Genomic DNA, 20,959 nt, shown 5'->3' with positions numbered 1-20,959 from the left:
CCTATTGTTGGCCTACTGAGCTGACAATCTTAATCTGTCTTTCGTCTGGTACCTCTTGGTAAGACATCACCCTTAAACCTGGGATGGTGTACTTAACGAAGCGAGATAACACAGTTCTTAACATTCCTGACGTTAACAGTATCGAAGGTTCACCGGCCATTTCTTGGTTTTGATGCGCTTCATTCAATGATTGTTGAAGTCGCTCTGCAAGGCTTGGCTCTATTCCGGCACCTTCGTCACCTGCATTCTGAAGTGACTGATGCAACATCTGTTCCAACTCAGGCGCCAAGGTTATGACAGGGATCTCAGAAGACATACCAACAGCGTCTTGAACGATCAATCTGCGCAGTGAAATTCGCACTGCAGCCGTTAGTACATCAGGGTCTTGGCTACGTGGACCATACTCAACAAGAGTTTGTACAATCGAGCGCATATCGCGAATTGCCACCCCTTCATTAAGTAAGTTTTGTAGCACTTTTACGATAGTAGTAAGTGGTAATACGTCAGGAACCAGTCCTTCAACAAGACGTGGATGACTCTTCGCTAACATATCTAATAAGTTTTGTACTTCTTCATGACCAAGTAGTAAAGCAGCACTGTTAGTAAGTAACTGGCTAATATGAGTTGCAACCACAGTTGCAGAATCAACGACGGTATAGCCAAGTGATTGTGCTTCATCTTTTTGATCAGGTTTGATCCACACCGCATCTAATCCAAATGCAGGATCTTTTGTAGCAACCCCTTTGATTGGACCAAATACTTGGCCTGGATTAATCGCTAACTCATCACCATGCTTAAGCTCACCTTCACCGCTTGAAACACCCATCATAGTAATTCTGTAAGCGTTAGGGTCGAGCTCTAAGTTATCGCGAATGTGCACAGGAGGTACCAAGAAGCCAAGCTCCTGAGACAGTTTTTTACGCACACCTTTAATACGATTTAACAGTTCACCACCTTGAGATTGGTCAACAAGTGGAATCAATCGATACCCCACTTCTAAGCCAATAACATCAACTTGCTGAACGTCATCCCAACCCAGTTCTTTTTGTTCTTGTTTATTGGCAACGCCTGTACCTGGTGCACCACCATTTGCCTCTTGCTCTGCTTTTTCGGCTTCTGCTTTGGCTTTTTGTTGCTGTGTGAAATAAGCAAGGTAACCCAGTAATGCACCCAAGCTTAAAAATGCGATGTGCGGCATACCCGGCACAATACCCATGATGATTAAAATACCTGATGCGATATAAAGTGATTTTTCGTTACCTAGCTGAGTCTTAACTTGGTCGCCCATATTGTGCGATTCATTTTGACGGGTAACAACGATTGCGGTACCGATAGACAGTAACAGTGAAGGTAGCTGTGCAACTAGACCATCACCAATGGTTAGTAAGGTGTATACTTCCATCGCACGGCTGAACGATAAATCATGTTGGATCATACCAACAAATAAGCCACCAACGATGTTAATCACTAGAATAACGATACCTGCTATTGCATCGCCTTTTACGAACTTACTCGCACCATCCATTGAACCATAGAAATCGGCTTCGCGGGTGACTTCTTCACGACGTTCACGAGCTTGCTCTGCACTGATGAAACCGGCGTTTAAGTCAGCATCAATCGCCATTTGTTTACCAGGCATTGCGTCAAGAGTAAAGCGAGCTGATACTTCAGAAATACGGCCAGCACCTTTGGTGATAACCACAAAGTTAATAATGATTAAAATCAGGAAGACCACTAAACCAACTGCATAGTTACCGCCGATAACCACCGAGCCAAAGGCCTCGATAACTTTACCGGCTGCATCTCCACCATTATGACCTTCTAGCAATACCACACGGGTACTGGCGACATTCAGTGCTAAGCGCATGATGGTTGCAATTAGTAGAACCGCAGGGAACATACCAAATTCAAGTGGTTTCATGGTGTAAACAGTAACTAGTAACACCACCAGTGCTAACGCGATATTAAACGAAAATAGAATATCTAAAAGAAATGGCGGCAGGGGTAAAATCACCATGCCCAGCGCAGCAAGTACCATTAACGGCGTGCCGATACCCTTCGCATATTCTTTTTTATCTCTGTTAAGTTGTTGTAATACCGCTTTAAATTCCATAATTCAACAATTTCAAAATATTGACACTACACGGAATTTGCAATAACTATTCCAAGTTATATAACTACTTACTAATATTTGTAAGCATCGGGTATTGGGAGCTTTTTATTAAGTGGAACAGGACGTTTTCCACGCCCTTTTTGGAAGCGCTTTAACTGGAAGACATAAGCCAGCACTTGCGCAACGGCTGTGAATAGCTGATCAGGTATTTGATTGCCCACATCGGTGGTGTGATACAGTGCACGTGTAAGCATCGGTGATTCAACAATTGGCACGTCATTACCCTTACCAACTTTACGAATTTGCATAGCAAGCTCGTCCACGCCTTTAGCAAGCACAATTGGCGCACCCGCTTTAGCTGTATCGTATTTAAGCGCGACTGAGTAGTGCGTCGGGTTGGTTACAATCACATCGGCATCAGGCACGTCTTGCATCATACGCCTTTGCGACATTTCACGCTGAGTACGGCGAATACGCGCTTTTATTTGCGGATCACCCTCAGAGTTTTTAAATTCGTCTTTTACCTCTTGTAAGGTCATTTTTAACTGTTTATGGTGTTTGTGACTTTGATAAGGAGAATCTATTGCTGCAATAATGATTAACGTACAAGTTAACCCCAAGAACATCCAAGAGAGGATTTCGAGTGCATGGATAAAATTTCCGGGCGCGCTTTCAATGCTTAGGTGCAGTATTTCATCAAAGAAAGTATTAATTAAGAACACCGCAAAACCTGCAACCACTACAAATTTTAAAATAGACTTAACTAGCTCTACTCCTGCTTGAGGGCCAAGCATACGCTTAATACCTTTAGCCGGCGACATCTTACTTGCTTTTGGTGCTGCCGCTTGCCAACTAAAGTTATAGCCCCCCAGTAAAGTATTCCCAACAAAAGCGGCTATCACGATGATCAACACAAACATTGCCATAGGGAATAACAACGCATCCGCAACAATTCCCCACACTGAAAACATTTTAGTGGTGTCGTAGGTTTCATTACGGTTAAGGCTTAATAAGCGCCCCATCACATTATAAAGACCTTTGCCAATTTCAGGTCCATACAACAATAAGGAAATAGCTGAAAAGATAAGCACAAACATTGTACCTAGCTCTTTTGAGCGGGCAACCTGACCTTTCTTTTTGGCATCATCAATTTTTTTCTGCGTGGGTTCTTCGGTTTTTTCTTGACCTGAATCTTCAGCCATGGCGTGCTCCTAAGGTGTACAACCAACAAGGCTGCACATTAACTCAACCATTTTTAACCACTGAAACTCAAATTGAGTCATGAAGTTACCTAGCGTTGCCCAAATAATCACGAGCCCAGCCACTAAGGTAAACGGAAAACCAATCGAAAAAATATTTAACTGCGGTGCCGCACGGGTCATCACACCAAACGACATGTTAATAACCAGCATAGCTGTCAGTGGTGCTAAAGCAAGCACCAAGGCTGTGGTGAACATCCAACCGCCCCAAGTAACGATATCCCAATAATGATCAACCGCCCACCAATTGCCATCAATTGGTAATACTTCAAAGCTATGAATGACCATTTGGATCATCATTAAGTGACCATTAAAAACAAAGAACAGTAAGGTAGCCAAAATCAGGTAAAACTGACCCACAGCGGGTACACTCAGACCATTCGATGGATCAACGACGGACGCAAAACCAAGACCAGTTTGCATCGCGAGTATTTGCCCTGCTAAAACAAAGGTATTTAATAATAGTACTGAAGCAAAGCCTATCGCCACACCAATAAGCATTTGCTGAATGACCACAAGGATCATCTCAAACGAAAATAAGTTATTAAAAGTCGCAGGGGGCAGCATAGGCACAGCAACAAAGGTTACAACTACCGCTAAACCAAGCTTAATTCGGCTTGGTACATTCTTCGCACCAAGGCCTGCCATGATCATAATCATTGAGCTAATACGCACTAATGGCAGCAAAAAATCGCTGAGCCATTGAATAATAACCGCAAATGGAAATTCCATTTAGCCTGCTATCTCCGGTATCGACATCACTAAGCGAGTGAAGTAGTCCATAAGCTCTTGCGTGAACCAGTGACCACCGATAATAAGTGCGCTTATGGTAATCAGCAAACGAGGTAAAAAGCTTAAGGTTTGCTCATTGATTGATGTTGCCGCCTGGAAAACTGCCACTACAAGACCGACTAATAAGCCAGGTACTACGATTGCAGACACTAACTTTATAACTAAGAATAGCGCGTCACTGAGTATATCGACAAAAATTTCTGGTTCCATTTTGTCTCTCCTACCTAATTATGTGTCTTGAATTGCATTGTTACACCCCGAGCCCAAAGCTCTTCGCCAGCGTGCCCATCACAAGGCTCCAACCGTCTACTAATACAAACAGCATAATCTTAAACGGCAAAGATACAATCATCGGCGAAAGCATCATCATACCCATGGCCATTAATACGGAGGCCACGACTAAATCCACAATCAAAAATGGGATGAAAAACATAAAACCAATGATAAAGGCCGTTTGCAATTCGCTGGTAACAAACGCTGGGATCAATACAATCAACGGCGTGTCTTCTGGCGAATCTAATTGCTCATAACCAGCTATTTTCGCAAAAGTCTCTAAATCTTTTATACGAACTTGCGAGAGCATAAACGCTTTCATTGGCTCTTTGGCAAGTTCTAATGCTTGCACTGAGGTAACTTGTTCATTCAAGTATGGCTCAATAGCGCGCTCATTCACTTGCTGATAAATTGGCGCCATAATAAAAATACTTAAAAACAGCGACATACCTAACAAAATTTGATTCGATGGAGTTTGTTGTAAGCCTATTGCTTGGCGTAATATCGCCAGAACCACAATAATCCGTGTAAATGAAGTCATCATAATGACCGCCGCTGGAATAAAACTCAGCGCCGTCATAATCGCTAACACTTGTAGCGTCACGGAGTAATCTTGAGAGCCATCAGGGTTGGTGGTAATGGTCAGTGCTTCTATGCCTTCAGCGTTAACCGACGGCAAAAACAACACACTTGCTAAAATAAGTATCCACTTGATCATAGCGTTAATTCTTTTTATTTGAAGGTGATTGTGGGTTCAGTAACTTACCAAATTTTTTGGCAAGTTCTGGCAGTTCTTTTTCTTGTAATGGTGTTTCTAGTTTATGCAGGTAGTTAATACTATGCGGGGTCACACCAATTAGGTGCTGAGCGTTATCGATTTCAATGACCATCAAGCGCTCACGAGAACCTAAAGGCAAACTGCGCACTACTTTAAATTCATCACTATTAGCAAGATTTGGATTTAGTTTTTTAACCAAAAAAGCCAAAGCAATAATAACCACCAGCACTAAAAGCAAAGACATCACCATAGACAGTAAATCTGCCGTCGGTGATGCCGTAGGAAATGCAGTGCTCGACGCACTTGTTAAAGCGACTAAAGCATTCATCGTAACTTTTTAATACGCTCAACTTGGCTGATAACGTCAGTTAAACGAATACCGAACTTATCGTTGACGACAACCACCTCACCATGCGCAATCAGGGTGCCATTAACCAATACATCAAGTGGCTCACCAGCGACTCGGTCTAGTTCTACCACTGAACCTTGGTTAAGCTGTAATAAGTTACGAATGTTGATTTTTGAACGACCCACTTCCATCGAAATAGTAACTGGAATGTCCAAGATAGTATCAAGTTTACGTTTTTCGTCGCCAGACAGCTCATGTCTTTCATCTTTTAACTCATCAAGCTCCGCTACAGCAGCATCGCCTGAGCCACCCTCAGCTTCTTCAGCTTCGGCTAGTGCCGCAGCCCATTCGTCCATTGTATCTTGATCATCACTCATTATGTTTAACCTTATAAATCGACTACCAGTCTAAATCTACACCTTCAGATAGATGTAGATCTTCTTCTAGTTCTGCTAATTCTGCATCTGAATCCAGTTTTTTGCCACCTTTTGTGAACACATGTAGTTCTGACTTAACTGATTCAGGGCGTTTAATTTTTTCACTAATTTGTAGTGCCACATTGTCACGAGAGCGGCCCATTTTCGCTCTGAAGGTCGGCAATTCTTCTACAAATACGGTGATATGTTCTGGCATTTCAACAGGGATAATATCGCCAGCTTTAAGCTCCATAATCTGTTGTAGCGTTAGATCAACCTCAAGCAATTGAGTCGATAAATCGACCTCAACATCCATGATCTCATCACGTAATGCTTTACTCCAACGTAAGTCAGTGTCTTCAGTGTCTGATTGCACACCGGCATCGAGTAATTCACGGATTGGCTCAAGCATCGAATAAGGTAATGCGATATGGAAATCACCGCCACCACCATCTAGCTCAATATGGAAAGAGCTAATAACAACCACTTCAGTTGGACTTACGATGTTAGCCATCGCTGGGTTAACTTCTGAGTCAAGGTACTCAAAAGACACATCCATTACCGGCGCCCATGCTTCTTTATAATCTTCGAAGATGATTTTAAGCAGCATTTGAACAATACGGCGTTCTGTTGGGGTAAATTCACGGCCTTCTATTTTTGCATGATAGCGGCCATCACCACCAAAAAAGTTATCCACCAAAATGAATACTAATCGGGCTTCCATGGTAATTAGGCCGGTGCCCTTCAACGGACGAAAACGTACCATGTTCAAACTAGTTGGCACGAATAAGGTATGAATATATTCGCCAAATTTAATCATTTGTACGCCGTTAATCGACACCTCAGCGGTGCGGCGCATCATGTTAAATAGGCTAATTCGCATATGACGGGCAAAACGTTCATTCACGATCTCCAAGGTCGGCATACGACCCCGAACAATACGATCTTGTGATGAGAAGTCATACTGTAAGGTATTACTGTCTAAGTCATCACCTTCGTGAATATCTTCCTCTTCGACTTCATCAACGCCATGTAAGAGCGCATCAATTTCGTCTTGAGATAATAAATCGCTCACGCTGACCCCTTATTGCATCACAAAGCCGGTAAATAATACCCGCTCTATCACTTTGCTACCTTCAACATCACTTAATGCTGATTGTACTTTTTCAAGTGCAGCAACACGTACTGACTCTTTACCTTCACTGGTACCTAATTCATCTGCGGTCGTTGTTGAAAGAACGCCAAGTAAGGTACTTTCGATAAGTGGAATATGCTTTTTGGCAGTTTCTTCGTTCACTTCACCGCGAACAAGTAGCTGAACTTTTATTTGTACAATTCGGTCGCGACTAGCACCGGGTACATTAAATACAAATGGGCGTGGCATTGCGACATACAGAGCCGAACCAATCTGTGCGGAGCTCGATGGTGCAGCAGCCTCTGTCACTGTGGTTTCATCTGCTAGGCTTTCTTCAGGGGCATCATCGCCCATAAATAAAAAGTAACCCGCAGCAGCACCAGCAATCAACACTACAGCAGCAATGATGATAATCAGCTTCTTTTTGCCTTTACCCGTATCTTCTATTTCTAAATTTGCTTCTTCGGCCATTGTCACTTCCCTCAAAGTTACAGCAAGCTGTTTATCGCGCTGTAACTATTTTATTTCTTATAATAGCAGGACTTATGCATAGTAATCTATTGATGATGAAGATTGTTGTCGAGAAGTTTCTGCGCTTTGTGCTGTTACTTCTGGCTGCTGCTCCTCAGCTTGTTGATTTCCAGCAAGCTGCCCTTGCCCAGACTGCTCTTGTTGTTGCTCAGGGTTCCCCTGCTGAATACTACTTTCACCAAGCTCAATACCTTGCTGTGCAAGCATTTCTCGTAAGCGTGGCATTGATTGCTCTAAAGCTTCTTTAGCCTGCTGATTTTGAACAACAAAATTAATTTGAGCTTGCTCCGCATCGCTACGTATACGAATTTGCATACTGCCCATTTCTGGCGGATCTAAGCGAATTTCAGCTTCTTTATTATTAATATTTAGTAACGCGCTAACTCGCTCTTGAAGCATCTTTGCAGCATCACTTTTTATGATATTAATCGCTTGCATTACACCAGGGTCAACATTCACCGATTTAGATTGAGTCTGAGTTTGCGCAGTTGTTTGTGTATGCAGTGTTTGTACGTCTAGTGCTTGCTCATATTGCTGATGAGCCATTTCATAGGCACCTGGTTGTGTTGTTGCATTTGCTTGAGTCGTTAGCTGGGTAAATAATTGAGCTACACGCACAGTAACAGTTTCCTGTGTACGTTCTGTATTAATTTTTGTATCAAGCTCTGTGGTTACTTCTTCACTAGCAACTACTTTTGTCACATCGGCTGTAATTTGCGCGGTATTATTTTGTTTCGCTTTATTATTTTCAACATTAACTGTTGCTGCGGTTACTGGCATCGCAGTACTGGCTGTTGCAGGGGCATTTATAGCCTCTGTCAGCACAGTTTGAGCTGCAGCTAATTTTTCGTACTGAGCAGTGCCCGGCGTTAACGTTTGCAACTGAGTGTTCACTTTGTTTAACAATGCTTGCTGCTCATCCTTAGTCAGCGCCGTGATTTGCTTTTCTACACCTGTAGGTAATTTGTTATCGAGAGCCTTATTGTCAGCTAATTTAGCATCTTGTTTTGCCTGGCTTTCTTCAGCAATGTCTTGCTCTACAGCAAGTTGTGATACAGGACTCTGTGCAGTTTGCGTTGTAGGCTTACTACTGTTCACATCAGTCAATAGCGACTTGATTGTTGCCACCTCATCAGCACCGAGCTTATTATCAGCTTTAAGTTGATTTATTTGTTGCTCAAGTTGCTTTTGTTGCTCAGAGGTTAGCGATAAACCTTTAGCGAACTCACTTACAGCCTGCCCATCGCCACTTTGTACTTTGGCCAGCAAGCTAACGATTGACTTATCTGTTACTGGTTTATCTAAAACTGGTTTTTCTGTTACGGCTTGATCAATTTTGGCAGCTGCGTCAGCTGGTTTGTCTGGCACTTTTGCCGTGCCAGCTTCAATGTTTTTAGCAATGCTTTGCTCAGCACTGAAATTTGCTGCCGTTTTGTCAGTGTAGCTTTGTGTTTGTTTTGAATTAACTTCAGCTGTTTTTGTATCTACTTGAGCATCGCTATTTAAATCTGCAACCACCTTATTTAAAACAGTTTTACTTGCCTCATTTACGCCAAGTTCTTTGCCATCAGATGTTTTTGTAGCGTCTGAATTCACAGCCTGTTTCTGAGCGTTATTTAACAGAGCGTCTACATCAACGGTGGATTCTTTGTTGTCAGTTGCTTGTGTTGCACTGGCAAAGTTAGCTACCTGAGGTTTTGTATCAGGTGTATTAACAGCTGAAACACCCTGCTTTTCTTTGTCTGTTAATGGACCATCAACAATCGGAGTCACGCTATCTTTTGGTGGTAAATCGCCAATCGCTTTTAGCTGGCTATCTACCGCAGTCGCAACTTTAGACTTATGTAATAAGCTTGCTATTGAATTGTCGCCTTCCGCGTCGGCTTTTGAATCATCGGTTTGTGCAACGTCTGTCATCGGTGAAGGTATAACAGGTGTGATGGTATCGATTGGGGTTGGTTTTTTATCAACAACTACCGGGCTAAAATCATTATTTTCAATCAATTTATTAACACGTGTACTCATAGCTTGAGCTGCATTAATTTGCGAAAGCAGTGAGTTTTCTTCATCTTCTACAAGTGCAAGTTCATCGCTTTGCTCTTTAGTTACAGCTGCATTACGAATATCTGGACTTGTATTAGATTGCTGCTGTGTAGACGTGGTAGCAGTTGCAACTTTAGCATCAGCAGTTGTGTTTTCGTCGCCTAATTTGGCATCTGATTTAGGCTCTTCAGAAATACTGACAGCTTTAGTTTCATCAACAGAATGAGTATCTGCATCACTTTTTGTTTGAGGGGTGCTATTTGCTTGCGCGTTTGCCGCTTCACTTGCTTCTGTAAGTGAAGTTAAAAAACTTAAGCCCGATGCTTTGTCGCTAGACTCTGAGTCTTTGCCTGAAAAACCAGTACCTTGCTCAGTTTTAACCTGCAAATTGATATCACTGATCGCCATAATTCACCTAAAACTAAAGAGGCAATTTGCCGCCGCAAGTGCCAAAATTAATGCTACTGGTTAGGTAAATGCAATTAACATGCCTAAAAAAGATAGTGCTTTAGAGAAGTGCGTTTTTAAGTTGACGTTGATAAAACTGATTTGAAGCAAATTCATCCAGCATTTTTTGCTCCGCTTTAGCTACTTTCATCGCGTGTTTTTCAGCTTGCTTTTCGATTAATTTCGCCACTGCTTTTGCTTTCACTTGCTGTTTTAACCACAATGCTTTGCGCTGCGTAACAACCTGTTTTGCAGTATTCACTGTGCTGGCTTGCTGGCGTATCGCTTCTTCAATTTTTGCGATAAAGGCATGATATTGACTAAACCCAGCACTAGACAAACCAGAGCGACCTTTCAAATGCAACTGCTGAGAATACTCCATGCGAAAGTTATTCAGCCCTTGCAGTTTTTGTTGATTACTTTGTAAGTGCTGCTGGGCTTTTAAATAATCCATGCGTAAAGATTCTTCTTTATCGCTCTCAAGCTTTAACAATAAATCAAGTTTACTTTGAGCCATTAACCTTGTCCTAATAACTGTGCAAGACCTTGTAGACCATCATCATAACTGATCACATCTTTCATGCCTTGCTGAAGGAATTGATTCACACGTGGCATCATATTAATTGCTTGGTCAAGCATAGGGTCGGTGCCTTTTTGGTACGCACCTAGTGTGATCATATCTTTGTTCTGTTGATACATTGAATACACTTGTTTTAGCACTCGAGCTTGTTGCATATGCGCTTCAGATACAACCTGTGGCATAACACGAGAAATCGATTTTTCGATATCAATAGCCGGATAATGACCACTGTCAGCTAAATCTCGAGATAAAACAATGTGGCCATCTAATATAGCGCGAGCAGAGTCAGCAATTGGATCTTGCATATCATCCCCTTCACTAAGCACAGTGAAAAACGCGGTGATCGAACCTTGCCCTTCACCACCATTACCAGCACGCTCCACCAGCGCTGGTAATTTAGCAAATACTGAAGGCGGATACCCCTTAGTCGCTGGAGGCTCACCAACGGCTAAGGCGATTTCACGTTGCGCCATGGCATAACGGGTAACGGAGTCTAGTAATAACAATACGTTAAGACCTTGATCGCGAAAGTATTCCGCAATGGTCACTGCACTTTCACAGCCTTTTAAACGCATTAATGGTGAAGCATCCGCAGGAGCTGCAACCACCACTGAGCGCTTACGCCCTTCAACACCTAAAATTTCTTCAATGAACTCTTTTACCTCACGACCACGTTCACCCACAAGACCTACCACAATTACATCTGCTTCAGAGCCGCGAGTCATCATACCCAGTAATACTGATTTACCGACACCAGAGCCTGCAAACAGACCCATACGCTGCCCTTGACCTACGGTAATAACGGAGTTGATGGCTCGTACACCTACGTCCATAGGTTGACTGATTGGTCGTCTTGCAAGAGGGTTAATTGAGTTTTGCGCAAACTTTAAGTGATGCTCAGCATTAATGGCGCCCAAGCCATCAAGTGGCCGACCAAGGCCATCCACTACACGGCCAAGTAAACTCATGCCAACAGGCAGTCCTGTTTCATTTAGCTTTGGGATAACTCGTGCACCAGGCAGTACGCCAGAGATGTGATCATTTGGCATCAAGTAAAGTGTTTGGTCATTAAAACCAACGACTTCAGCATCAACAAAGCCGTTAATGGTTTCAATTTTACATTGACTGCCAACAGGTGCTCTAAGCCCTTTTGCTTCTAGCGTTAAACCAACTACACGCGTCAGAATACCGGCAACGGCTGGTTTTGGGGCCTTGATATGTTTTTCATAGCGCTGTAAGCGTTCGCTTAGAGTCATTGATTGAGCACTCATAATGAGCCTAAAAAGTATTAGATACCACTGCTATGCAAAAAGTTTTCCAACGTTTCTTTGACGCGGGTTTTTATTGTCATGTCGAGGGATGATTGCGGGGTTTTAATTTCGCAGCCACCACGTTCTAAAGTCGGCTCTGCAACTAACTGCCAATGGTTATCTGCGATAGTTTGTTCGCCATAACTTTCAGTAATTAAAGTAATATCATCGGGGTGTAAGTGAATACGTACTTTAGCTTGCTCTTCACCTAACGCATCAATAGCTTGCTTCAAAGCATGTAAAATGACTTCAGGTGAGGTTTTAATTTCTTGGTAAACTAAAATTTCAGTTAACATAACAGCTAACTGCACTAACTGCTTTTCGGCACTTTCATCGACTTTAGATAATGGTTGAGAAAGGCTATCAAGTAAGCTTCTTAAGTTGGTCAGCTGCTCTTCTAAAATAGGCTTTATTTCTTCTTGCCCTTGCTCCTTACCTAGCTCAACACCTTCTTTAAAACCTGCTTCTTTTCCCTCATGTGCGCCTTTTTCAAAACCATCTATATAGCCTTGCTCATGACCTTGCTTTAGCCCTTCTTCATAGGCATCTTGACGGATCTTTTCAAGCTCAGCCATTGTTAGGGACGGAATTTCAGGCTCTTCTGGCTGCTCTTCGGCCTGCTGCTTTTGCTGCTCTTTACGATATAAGTCAGCTAAAGGCGTGCCATACGCCGTTGAGCGTCCAGCGAGTTTTGTTGTATCTTGCGTCACTTCAGGAATTGGCCAGTTTTCCAATAATTCATCGGCAGCTTCACTGGCATGCACTGGGCGTCCTGTATGAAATGAAGACTTACTCATGGCTTACAGGAACTCCTCACCACCACCGCCACCAAGCATAATTTCGCCTGAGTCAGCTAAACGACGTGCCGTAGAAAGAATTTCTTTCTGTGCCGCTTCTACTTCACTAATACGAACAGGGCCCATTGCCTCAAGATCATCAGCGAGTAATTCAGCAGCACGTTTTGACATATTACCCAAAATCTTCTCTTTTAATGCTTCGTCAGTACCTTTAATTGCTTTCATTAATACATCTTGCTGTACTTCACGAAGGATCGCTTGAATACCACGGTCTTCAACATCCATTAAGTTCTCAAAGACAAACATAAGGTCTTGGATTTGCTGTGACATCTCTTCATCGTGTTCACGGATTGAATCCATTAACTGACCTTCAACATTGGTATCTAGGTAGTTCATGATATCAGCAGCCGCTTTCAAGCCACCCATTTTCGCAGCTTGCGCACCAGCTTGACCTGCGAACTGTTTCTCCATGATTTCATTCAACTCTTGCAATGCTGCTGGTTGAACTTCTTCAAGGTTTGCAATACGCATGGTTAAATCTAAGCGCACTTTTTCTGGGAATTGCGACAAGATTTCCGCTGATTGCTCTGGCTCTAAATACGATAAAACAATGGTTTGAATTTGCGGGTGCTCGTTGCGAATAATATTCGCCACTTGCTTTGAATCCATCCACTTCAATGAATCAAGACCTTTCGCCCCTGAGCCCATAACAATTTGGTCAATAAGGCTTGCTGCCTTGTCTTCACCAAGCGCTGCTGTAAGAGCTTTTTTGATAAAGTCTTCAGACTGGAAGCCTATGGTACTGAAGCTTTGAATTTGCTCAATAAACAAATTATGGACTGCGCTAATTTTCGCTTGCGATAAATCATCTAGCGCAGCCATTGCCATACCCACTTTTTGCACTTGCTTTGGCTCTAAGTGCTTAAGGATTTGCGCAGCATCTTCTTCTGATAAGCTCAGCAATAAGATTGCCGCCTTATCAACACCGTCTAATTTATCAACATCAAACGCCGGTGGTAGTTGTTTTTGTTCTTGATCAGTCATCTTCTGTTAACCACGCTTTCACTACTTGAGAAGACAGTTCTGGTTCATTTGCAACCAATGCACGAACTGCTTTGAGTAAATCTTCATCGCCATGTAAGTCTGGCAGCTGTAGTGTACCATCACTTGAGAATCCTACAGCAGCAGAGTCAAAGTCTTTATTTAGCATATCTAGCGTGCTATCACCAATATCTACACCTGCACTTAATGCATCTTCATCATATTCTTCTAGTGTATCGTCTGGGTAAATTAGACGTTTCAGCATAGGTCTTACTACAAAGACAATCAGTACGATGATAACCAGTGCACCTAATGCTAAGCGTAGCATCTTCATGAACCAATCTTGCTCCCAAAGTGGAACTTCAATCGCTTCACCAGCATCTTCACGAACAAATGGCACTGTGACAACCTCAAGTGCATCACCACGCTGCATATCAAAACCAACACCGCCTTGTAATAAACGACGAATATTTGACAATGCTTCTACAGAGCGAGGAACCATGGTTGTTTCACCATTTTCACCCACCTGCGGTACATAATCAACGGCAACTGAAACACTGATACGACGAATAACACCGGTTTGCTGACGCTTATGCGAAATTGTTGTATCAAGCTCGTAGTTACGTGTTGCTTCTTTATGCGAACGACTTGGGTTCGTTGCTGAGCCTGCTCCACCTTGGCCTGCAATTTCTGGAATATTAGAGTTAACTGGCGGCTGATTCGTTAGCGCACCAGGAATGCCCACTGCAAGACCACCGATGTTGTTTTCTTCGAACGTGGTTTCACTGCGCACAGCGGGTAAGTCTGGGTTATAACGTTTTTGTGTTTCTTCGACTGCACTAAAGTCCATGTTTAAATCGACTTGCGCGGTATAGTTACCTAAGCCTACAACTGGAATAAGGATGCTATCGATTTTATTTAAGTACTCTTCTTCACGCTTACGTTCAATCTCATACTCTTTACGAGAGCGAGCAGCAAGTGAGTTTTGTGAACCTGAATTAAGTAAGCGACCATTTTGATCGGTAACAGTAACACGCTCTGGCGATAAACCTTGGACTGCTGAGGCAACAATATCAACTACTGAGTCAACTTCTTCACCGTCAAGTGTACGACCGCGTTTTAAGGTAAGCACTACCGTCGCTGAAGGTTGTTTTTCGCGACGAGCAAATACGTTTTCTTTTGGAATAGCTAAAAGTACTTTGGCGCGAGTAACATTTTTTAGCTCTTCGATGGTACGTGCAAGCTGTTGCTCACGACCATGTTTTAAACGTTCACGTTCAAGGCGTTGGCTAACACCAAACCCCATGTCTTGCATGATGATGTCAGTCCCTGAGCTTGGCGCTTGCTCTAGGCCTTCACGAGCCATCAATAATTTGATGTTTTGGTATTCACCTTCTTCAACAGAGATGACGTTACCATCAAGTTCGTAATCAATCTTTTGAGCGTCTAAAAAGTCCAGCGTTTGAATAAGCTCTTCCGTTGGCATTTTTCCAAGCGGACGCATATCTGGTTGACGAGCCCAAATAATAATAAAAATTGCGATAGCCAAACAGATTGCCAAAGCGATCACTAAAGTAACCTGACGTAAAACATCTACACCGTTTAAGGCACTTAGGTAGCCTGACTTTTGCTCTTGTTGATCATCAGTATCGGTTGAGTCGATACCGCCGCCTGCTAAGGCTAGATCAGTTGATTGATTAGATTGCGCCACAATAATTCTCCACTACCTAGTTACACAGGCATGTTCATGATTTCTTTATAAGCTTCAACAAGTTTATTTCGAACTTGCACCGTAGCTTCAAAAGCGACTGATGATTTTTGCGAAGCAATCATTACGTCAGCTAAAGAAACACTGCGATCGCCCATTTCCATTGCTGTTACTTTTTGCTTAGCGTCTTGTTGTAAGCCATTCACTGTATCAAGTGCATTGGTAAGTAAATCACCAAACTGTGCCGACGATGTTGGCTGAGTTTGTGTTGGTAAATTATTAATTGAGTTACTACGGCCTACTTCTGAAGCCATAGCTTGCATTTCTTGAAATAATGCGCTGTTTTGAACTTTCATAATACTCTCTGACAATGCAGTTTACTTATGCACTGATAAAGCACAAACCGTGCCACAAAATAAAACAAGTAAATTCAATAGCTTGAATCATTAATTTCACATGTCAGAGTTTTGACAGCAAACAAGCTCACAAAAATGTGAGCTTGTTTGAGCAACTTTTTGGAAGGAGTTTATGCAGGTAAGGCTATACCCAAGTCTCGCATTTGCGCCAGTTTATAACGTAACGTGCGCGGACTAATACCTAAGGTTTCTGCAACCTCTTTACGCTTACCGTTACAACGCGCTAAGGTTTCTAAAATAATACGATGCTCTTTGTCTTTCAGCTCGTCTTTGTAATTACCTTGCTCACTCACTTGTGGCACGGTATCTAAATTAACTTCAACAGGCTGTTCTTGATATACCGGTGCGTTGTGTGGCGGCGTAGCGACTGGCTTGATATCAACCGTAAGCAACTCTTCAATAAAGACATCATCTTGATGAATACTATTACCATCGCATAATATCAACGCCCGTTGAATAACGTTATCAAGCTCTCGTACGTTACCTGGCCAAGCATGAGATAGTAGCTTTTGTTTCGCACCCTCACTTAGTTGAGCGATAGGCTCTTTACTTTTCAGGCAATGACGCTCTATTAAATGTTCAGCCAATACAATAATGTCGCCAGGACGCTCGGCTAATGGTTTCCACATTAGCGGGAATACATTTAAGCGATAATATAAATCTTCTCTAAATAGATTTTCGCTCACTGCTTCTTTTAAATCTCGGTTACTTGTAGCTAGAACGCGAACATCAAGCTCTATGGTTTTACGACCGCCTAAGCGCTCTACTTCGCGCTCTTGAAGTACACGCAGTAATTTAGCTTGTAAGCCTAAATCCATCTCAGTGATTTCATCTAGTAAGATGGTACCACCTTGAGCTTGCTCAAATTTACCCGGGCAAGCTTGAATCGCGCCGGTAAACGCCCCTTTTTCGTAACCGAATAAGGTTGCTTCAAGCATGTTTTCAGGAATAGCAGCACAGTTAATAGCCACAAAGGGAGCATCGCTACGATTTGATTTATCGTGGATAAAACGAGCCAAGACTTCTTTACCCGAGCCACTTGGGCCGAGTACCATGACACTGGCATCTGAGCGGGCAACTTTGCTCGCGAGCTCTAATAGCTTAATACTTGATGGATCGGCAACGATTGGGCCATCGGTTTCTTTTTCCTTTTCAGGCAAATAACGACTCACCATATTAAGAAGCACTTCTGGTGCAAACGGTTTTGCCATATAATCAATCGCGCCTAAACGCATTGCTTCTACAGCATCATCAATGGTGGCATAGGCTGTCATCATTAATACCGGCAGCTCAGGATAATTAAGTTTAATGCTACGTAATAGGTCAAGGCCACTCATAGCGCCCATTTGCACATCACTAACTACCAATGAATAGCTATTTTGCTTAAGCAAGATCATCGCTTGTTCGGCGCTATCTGCAGCAACGCAATCAATACCCGACATTTCAAGGGTATCAATCAGTGCTTCTCGTAAGCCTGCGTCGTCTTCAACGACTAAAATAGAGTTAGTATTCATTTTGCCTCCGCTGACATTGGTTCTGCACTAATTGGCAAGATCAAACTAAAACATGCTCCCCCATGAGCATTATTAGTCACTTCAACCCGTCCTTGGTGCGCATTGGCGACTGAACTTACAACTGCAAGTCCAAGCCCCGTGCCTTGGCTTTTGGTAGTGTAAAAAGGTTCGAATAATTTGTTCGCATGACGTAAATCAACACCTGGGCCATTATCACTGACACTGATACGAACGCAGTTTTCGCTAGTTTCGTCACGTTCGGCACTCAGGGTTACCACAGCCTCAGAGCCAATAATTTGAATACTATTGTGGATCAGGTTTTGAATAGCACTCGCCAGAGCAGTTTTATTACCCATAATTTCAATATCTGGCTCAGGCAAGTTCACGCTAAGTTCACTGTTATTTTGTGCAACCATAGCATCAGCACCGGCTTTTACTTCATTAAGTAACTGTTGCATTGAAACGCTTTCGACCACTTGTTGCTCACCACTTTTGGCAAATAACAGCATATCGTTCACTTGGGTTTCTAAATCTTTTAAACGCGACATTAGCTTCGTATGAAAGTTGCCACGCGAGCTTTCTGGCAATCGCTTTGAGCCTAAATTGGCAGCATAAAGCATGGCCGCAGATAACGGTGTTCTGACTTGATGAGCAAGCGAAGCGACCATTTTGCCAAGCGCACTTAAGCGCTGCATATGTGCTACTCGCTTTTGTAATCGCCTGGTTTCAGTTAAATCTGTCATTAAAATTAACTGCCCTGGCTCTGGAGCAAGCGCAGTAATATCAAGCTTTATTAAACGGCCATCCTTAAGTGATACTTCATGTCCATCGTCTTGCTGTGGTCGAAATGAGCGTTGAATTACGCTAAACCACTTTTCACCTTCAAGGGGCTCACCTAGCATATCAATGGCAATTTGATTGGCTTTTGCGATCATGCCTCGGCCATCTAAAACCACCACACCCGCAGGCATGGTATCAACCAAATGACCTAACCAACTGGCTTGTTGGCGCAGCTCACTCAACTCACCCACATACTCTTCTTGTTGTAAGCATGGGTTATATTGTTTGGCTGTGATAAATTGTGGTTTTAGGACATTTGCTAAGGCCATAATCGATACTCAAAAAATCGTGTCTACCTAGCTAAATGCACAATCCGTACCAAATTTATTTTTGTTTTATTTCAATAAATTAAAGACAAAATAACACTGACAAAAAAATGACAATCGCGAGGGAATAATGCAAAAAGAACACCATTGTCGTTGCCCGTGGCTCGATACCAGCAAAGAAGATTATGTGGCCTATCATGACCAAGAATGGGGGGTGCCATTATATGATGATCACCGCTTATTTGAATTTATAACCTTAGAGTCAGCACAAGCGGGACTGAGTTGGTATACCATACTTAAAAAGCGTGATGGCTATCGCAGTGCCTTCAAAAACTTTGTTGTCGAAGAGGTTGCCAAAATGACCGAAGACGACGTCGAAAGGTTAATGCAGTTTGAAGGTATTATTCGTAATCGCGCTAAAATCGCCGCCACTATTAATAACGCGCAACGTTTTATTGAGATTCAAAAAGAGTTTGGCAGTTTCTCAAATTACCAATGGCAGTTTGTTGGTGGCAAACCGTTGGTAAACGATCTTGATAAATTAGAGGATTACCCGGCTATTACTGAAATCTCAACAGCATTCGCCAAAGATTTAAAAAAGCACGGTTTTAAGTTTTTAGGCCCTACTACGGTGTATGCCCACATGCAGGCCTGTGGCATGGTAAATGACCATAGCAATGATTGCTTTAGAAAAGCTGAGATAATTAGTGAATATTAAAGAGATATAACCGAGGAAGAAACCTAACGCGGCTTAGTCGCGCGTTAGGTTGTATTTCTTCATTTTTTCGACCAGTGTGGTGCGCCTAACACCTAAAATTTCTGCAGCTCGTGCAACAACGTAATCATAGCGCTCTAATGCTTGGCTGATTAAGCTAATTTCTAGCTCAGCAAGATACTCTTTGAGCTCAATTCCTTCATCTGGTAGTAAACCTGAGTCAACCGTTGTTGCTGGTACATCAGGTTCTTCATCATCATAATCACTAAAGCCTGTACTGAAAATATCGTTGAAAGCATCTCGCTCCATCAACTCTTCTGGATACTCAGGCTCATAAGCCTCAACTTCAATATAACGATATTTAGCTGGAAGGTCTGGCACATCAACTACTTTATCAGGGAACATGATCACCATGCGTTCAACTAAGTTAGCAAGTTCACGAATATTCCCCGGCCACGCATGCTCTTTTAAGCTTTGAATCGCACGCTCAGTAAATTTGGCCGTTGTGCCACTTTGCTCGTTCACACGACGCATTAACTCTTTTAAAAGCAGAGGAATGTCGTCAGCACGCTCACTAAGCGAAGGATTTTCAATTGGAAACACGTTTAAGCGATAAAAAAGGTCTTCACGGAAGTCGCCCTGCTCAATCATCTCTTCAAGATTGCGGTGAGTTGCAGCAATAATGCGTACATCCGCTTGAATAGGCTTAGTACCCCCTACTCGCTCATAGCTACGCTCTTGCAACACACGCAGTAGTTTAACCTGCATTTGCAAAGGCATATCACCAATTTCATCTAGAAACAGCGTGCCGCCTTGCGCTAATTCAAAACGCCCTTTTCGTGCAGAAATAGCCCCCGTAAAAGCACCCTTTTCATGGCCAAATAGCTCACTTTCAAGAAGCTCGCCTGGGATAGCACCACAGTTTACCGGCACAAATGGCCCGGTATTGCGTTTAGAGAGTAAATGAACGTTACGTGCAACAACTTCTTTACCTGTGCCTGACTCACCTAAGATCAGTACATTGGCATCGGTTTTTGCTACTTGTTCAATTAAAAAGCGCACATCTTTTACAGCTTCGGTTTCACCGACTAAACCATCAAACGATTTGTTAGATTTAGCTTGTTTATGGTCACCCGGTAGCATGCGCTGATATTGCTGACAATCATGCAATAGCTGGGTAGTTACATCATGGTTAAACGGCTCACAAATTAAACCAACTACATTAGCAATGCTTAGTAACGGTTTGAGTGTTTCACCAATTAATAAAAACGGAATGGCTGGAAACTGTTTGATCACAGCCTCGTGATTTAGCTGCTGTAAAGCACCAAGAATGACCATGCATTCTTGCTGTTGATGTTTTTCACAAAAAGACTGTAATGAAGTCTCATCAACTAATTGTGCAGTTTCACCAATGAAGGTTAGTGCTGCATGTAAACCTATCGCACGATTATTATTATTGTCTAAAATTAAGATCATTATTGGCGAACCACAGTTACCACGAGGTTAGTTAATTTCTAAATTGTAAGCGAGTTTAGGAGGGATGCAAGCGCTAAGCGGCAATTTATTGACATCAACGCCAAAAAATAGTCACTTAGCACTAAAATTTAATACTAAAGAATTAAAGTAAACCTAATAT

20 protein-coding genes are annotated in these 20,959 nt (G+C 42.6%); 1 reads left to right on the top strand and 19 read right to left on the bottom strand.

Features of this window, described 5'->3' with window-relative positions; genetic code table 11:
• Position 1: 1 nt before the first annotated feature.
• The 18 genes from flhA to L1D51_RS04785 form a co-directional block, all read right to left on the bottom strand.
• Complete coding sequence (flhA, locus tag L1D51_RS04870; RefSeq protein WP_054562175.1) at positions 2-2,113, bottom strand: flagellar biosynthesis protein FlhA; 2,112 nt, start codon at positions 2,111-2,113, stop codon at positions 2-4.
• A gap of 71 nt (positions 2,114-2,184) precedes the next feature.
• Positions 2,185-3,315: a flagellar biosynthesis protein FlhB gene (gene flhB / locus L1D51_RS04865; RefSeq protein WP_054562176.1), complete on the bottom strand. Its 1,131-nt coding sequence runs from the start codon at positions 3,313-3,315 to the stop codon at positions 2,185-2,187.
• A gap of 9 nt (positions 3,316-3,324) precedes the next feature.
• On the bottom strand, positions 3,325-4,104 hold the full coding sequence (gene fliR / locus L1D51_RS04860) for a flagellar biosynthetic protein FliR (protein WP_054553263.1): 780 nt from the start codon (positions 4,102-4,104) through the stop codon (positions 3,325-3,327).
• Entirely contained in the window at positions 4,105-4,374 is a 270-nt protein-coding gene (gene fliQ / locus L1D51_RS04855; protein ID WP_054553264.1) for a flagellar biosynthesis protein FliQ, read from the bottom strand.
• Between the two features lie 40 nt (positions 4,375-4,414).
• Positions 4,415-5,155, bottom strand: coding sequence for a flagellar type III secretion system pore protein FliP (gene fliP / locus L1D51_RS04850; RefSeq protein WP_054553265.1), 741 nt, complete (start codon positions 5,153-5,155; stop codon positions 4,415-4,417).
• Between the two features lie 4 nt (positions 5,156-5,159).
• Entirely contained in the window at positions 5,160-5,543 is a 384-nt protein-coding gene (gene fliO, locus L1D51_RS04845) for a flagellar biosynthetic protein FliO (protein WP_054553266.1), read from the bottom strand.
• Complete coding sequence (fliN, locus tag L1D51_RS04840) at positions 5,540-5,941, bottom strand: flagellar motor switch protein FliN (protein ID WP_054553267.1); 402 nt, start codon at positions 5,939-5,941, stop codon at positions 5,540-5,542. Before fliN ends, fliO begins: the two co-directional genes overlap by 4 nt.
• Before the next feature lie 22 nt (positions 5,942-5,963).
• Complete coding sequence (fliM, locus tag L1D51_RS04835; RefSeq protein ID WP_054553268.1) at positions 5,964-7,055, bottom strand: flagellar motor switch protein FliM; 1,092 nt, start codon at positions 7,053-7,055, stop codon at positions 5,964-5,966.
• 9 nt (positions 7,056-7,064) lie between these two features.
• Entirely contained in the window at positions 7,065-7,586 is a 522-nt protein-coding gene (fliL, locus tag L1D51_RS04830) for a flagellar basal body-associated protein FliL (protein WP_054562177.1), read from the bottom strand.
• A gap of 72 nt (positions 7,587-7,658) precedes the next feature.
• Positions 7,659-10,097 (bottom strand): flagellar hook-length control protein FliK, encoded by a 2,439-nt coding sequence (locus L1D51_RS04825; RefSeq protein ID WP_239962943.1) that lies wholly within the window; start codon positions 10,095-10,097, stop codon positions 7,659-7,661.
• 100 nt (positions 10,098-10,197) lie between these two features.
• Entirely contained in the window at positions 10,198-10,653 is a 456-nt protein-coding gene (gene fliJ / locus L1D51_RS04820; protein ID WP_239962941.1) for a flagellar export protein FliJ, read from the bottom strand.
• Positions 10,653-11,987 carry a flagellar protein export ATPase FliI gene (gene fliI, locus L1D51_RS04815; protein ID WP_055020702.1) on the bottom strand — a complete coding sequence of 445 codons (1,335 nt, stop codon included), beginning with the start codon at positions 11,985-11,987 and terminating at the stop codon, positions 10,653-10,655. The genes fliJ and fliI overlap by 1 nt, the downstream gene beginning before the upstream one ends.
• A 17-nt stretch (positions 11,988-12,004) precedes the next feature.
• Entirely contained in the window at positions 12,005-12,823 is an 819-nt protein-coding gene (gene fliH, locus L1D51_RS04810; RefSeq protein WP_054562181.1) for a flagellar assembly protein FliH, read from the bottom strand.
• 3 nt (positions 12,824-12,826) lie between these two features.
• Complete coding sequence (gene fliG / locus L1D51_RS04805; RefSeq protein ID WP_054553274.1) at positions 12,827-13,867, bottom strand: flagellar motor switch protein FliG; 1,041 nt, start codon at positions 13,865-13,867, stop codon at positions 12,827-12,829.
• Positions 13,860-15,575: a flagellar basal-body MS-ring/collar protein FliF gene (gene fliF, locus L1D51_RS04800; protein WP_054562182.1), complete on the bottom strand. Its 1,716-nt coding sequence runs from the start codon at positions 15,573-15,575 to the stop codon at positions 13,860-13,862. Before fliF ends, fliG begins: the two co-directional genes overlap by 8 nt.
• A 20-nt stretch (positions 15,576-15,595) precedes the next feature.
• Positions 15,596-15,928 (bottom strand): flagellar hook-basal body complex protein FliE, encoded by a 333-nt coding sequence (fliE, locus tag L1D51_RS04795; RefSeq protein WP_054562183.1) that lies wholly within the window; start codon positions 15,926-15,928, stop codon positions 15,596-15,598.
• A 170-nt stretch (positions 15,929-16,098) separates the two neighbouring features.
• Positions 16,099-17,502, bottom strand: coding sequence for a sigma-54-dependent transcriptional regulator (locus L1D51_RS04790; protein ID WP_054562184.1), 1,404 nt, complete (start codon positions 17,500-17,502; stop codon positions 16,099-16,101).
• Positions 17,499-18,611 (bottom strand): sensor histidine kinase, encoded by a 1,113-nt coding sequence (locus tag L1D51_RS04785; protein WP_054562185.1) that lies wholly within the window; start codon positions 18,609-18,611, stop codon positions 17,499-17,501. The genes L1D51_RS04790 and L1D51_RS04785 overlap by 4 nt, the downstream gene beginning before the upstream one ends.
• A 127-nt stretch (positions 18,612-18,738) precedes the next feature.
• On the opposite strand from L1D51_RS04785, the gene L1D51_RS04780 reads away from it, so the two are divergent.
• Positions 18,739-19,326 (top strand): DNA-3-methyladenine glycosylase I, encoded by a 588-nt coding sequence (locus L1D51_RS04780; RefSeq protein WP_239962939.1) that lies wholly within the window; start codon positions 18,739-18,741, stop codon positions 19,324-19,326.
• A 33-nt stretch (positions 19,327-19,359) separates the two neighbouring features.
• Here L1D51_RS04780 and L1D51_RS04775 read toward each other — a convergent pair whose 3' ends face one another.
• Positions 19,360-20,799 carry a sigma-54 dependent transcriptional regulator gene (locus tag L1D51_RS04775; protein ID WP_055020699.1) on the bottom strand — a complete coding sequence of 480 codons (1,440 nt, stop codon included), beginning with the start codon at positions 20,797-20,799 and terminating at the stop codon, positions 19,360-19,362.
• Positions 20,800-20,959: the final 160 nt, after the last annotated feature.

Origin of the sequence: Pseudoalteromonas shioyasakiensis, assembly GCF_022398475.1 — a bacterium.
Classification (GTDB): Bacteria; Pseudomonadota; Gammaproteobacteria; order Enterobacterales; family Alteromonadaceae; genus Pseudoalteromonas.
The sequence above is the reverse complement of the archived record's forward strand: the minus strand, read 5'-3'. Positions and strand labels throughout refer to the sequence as shown.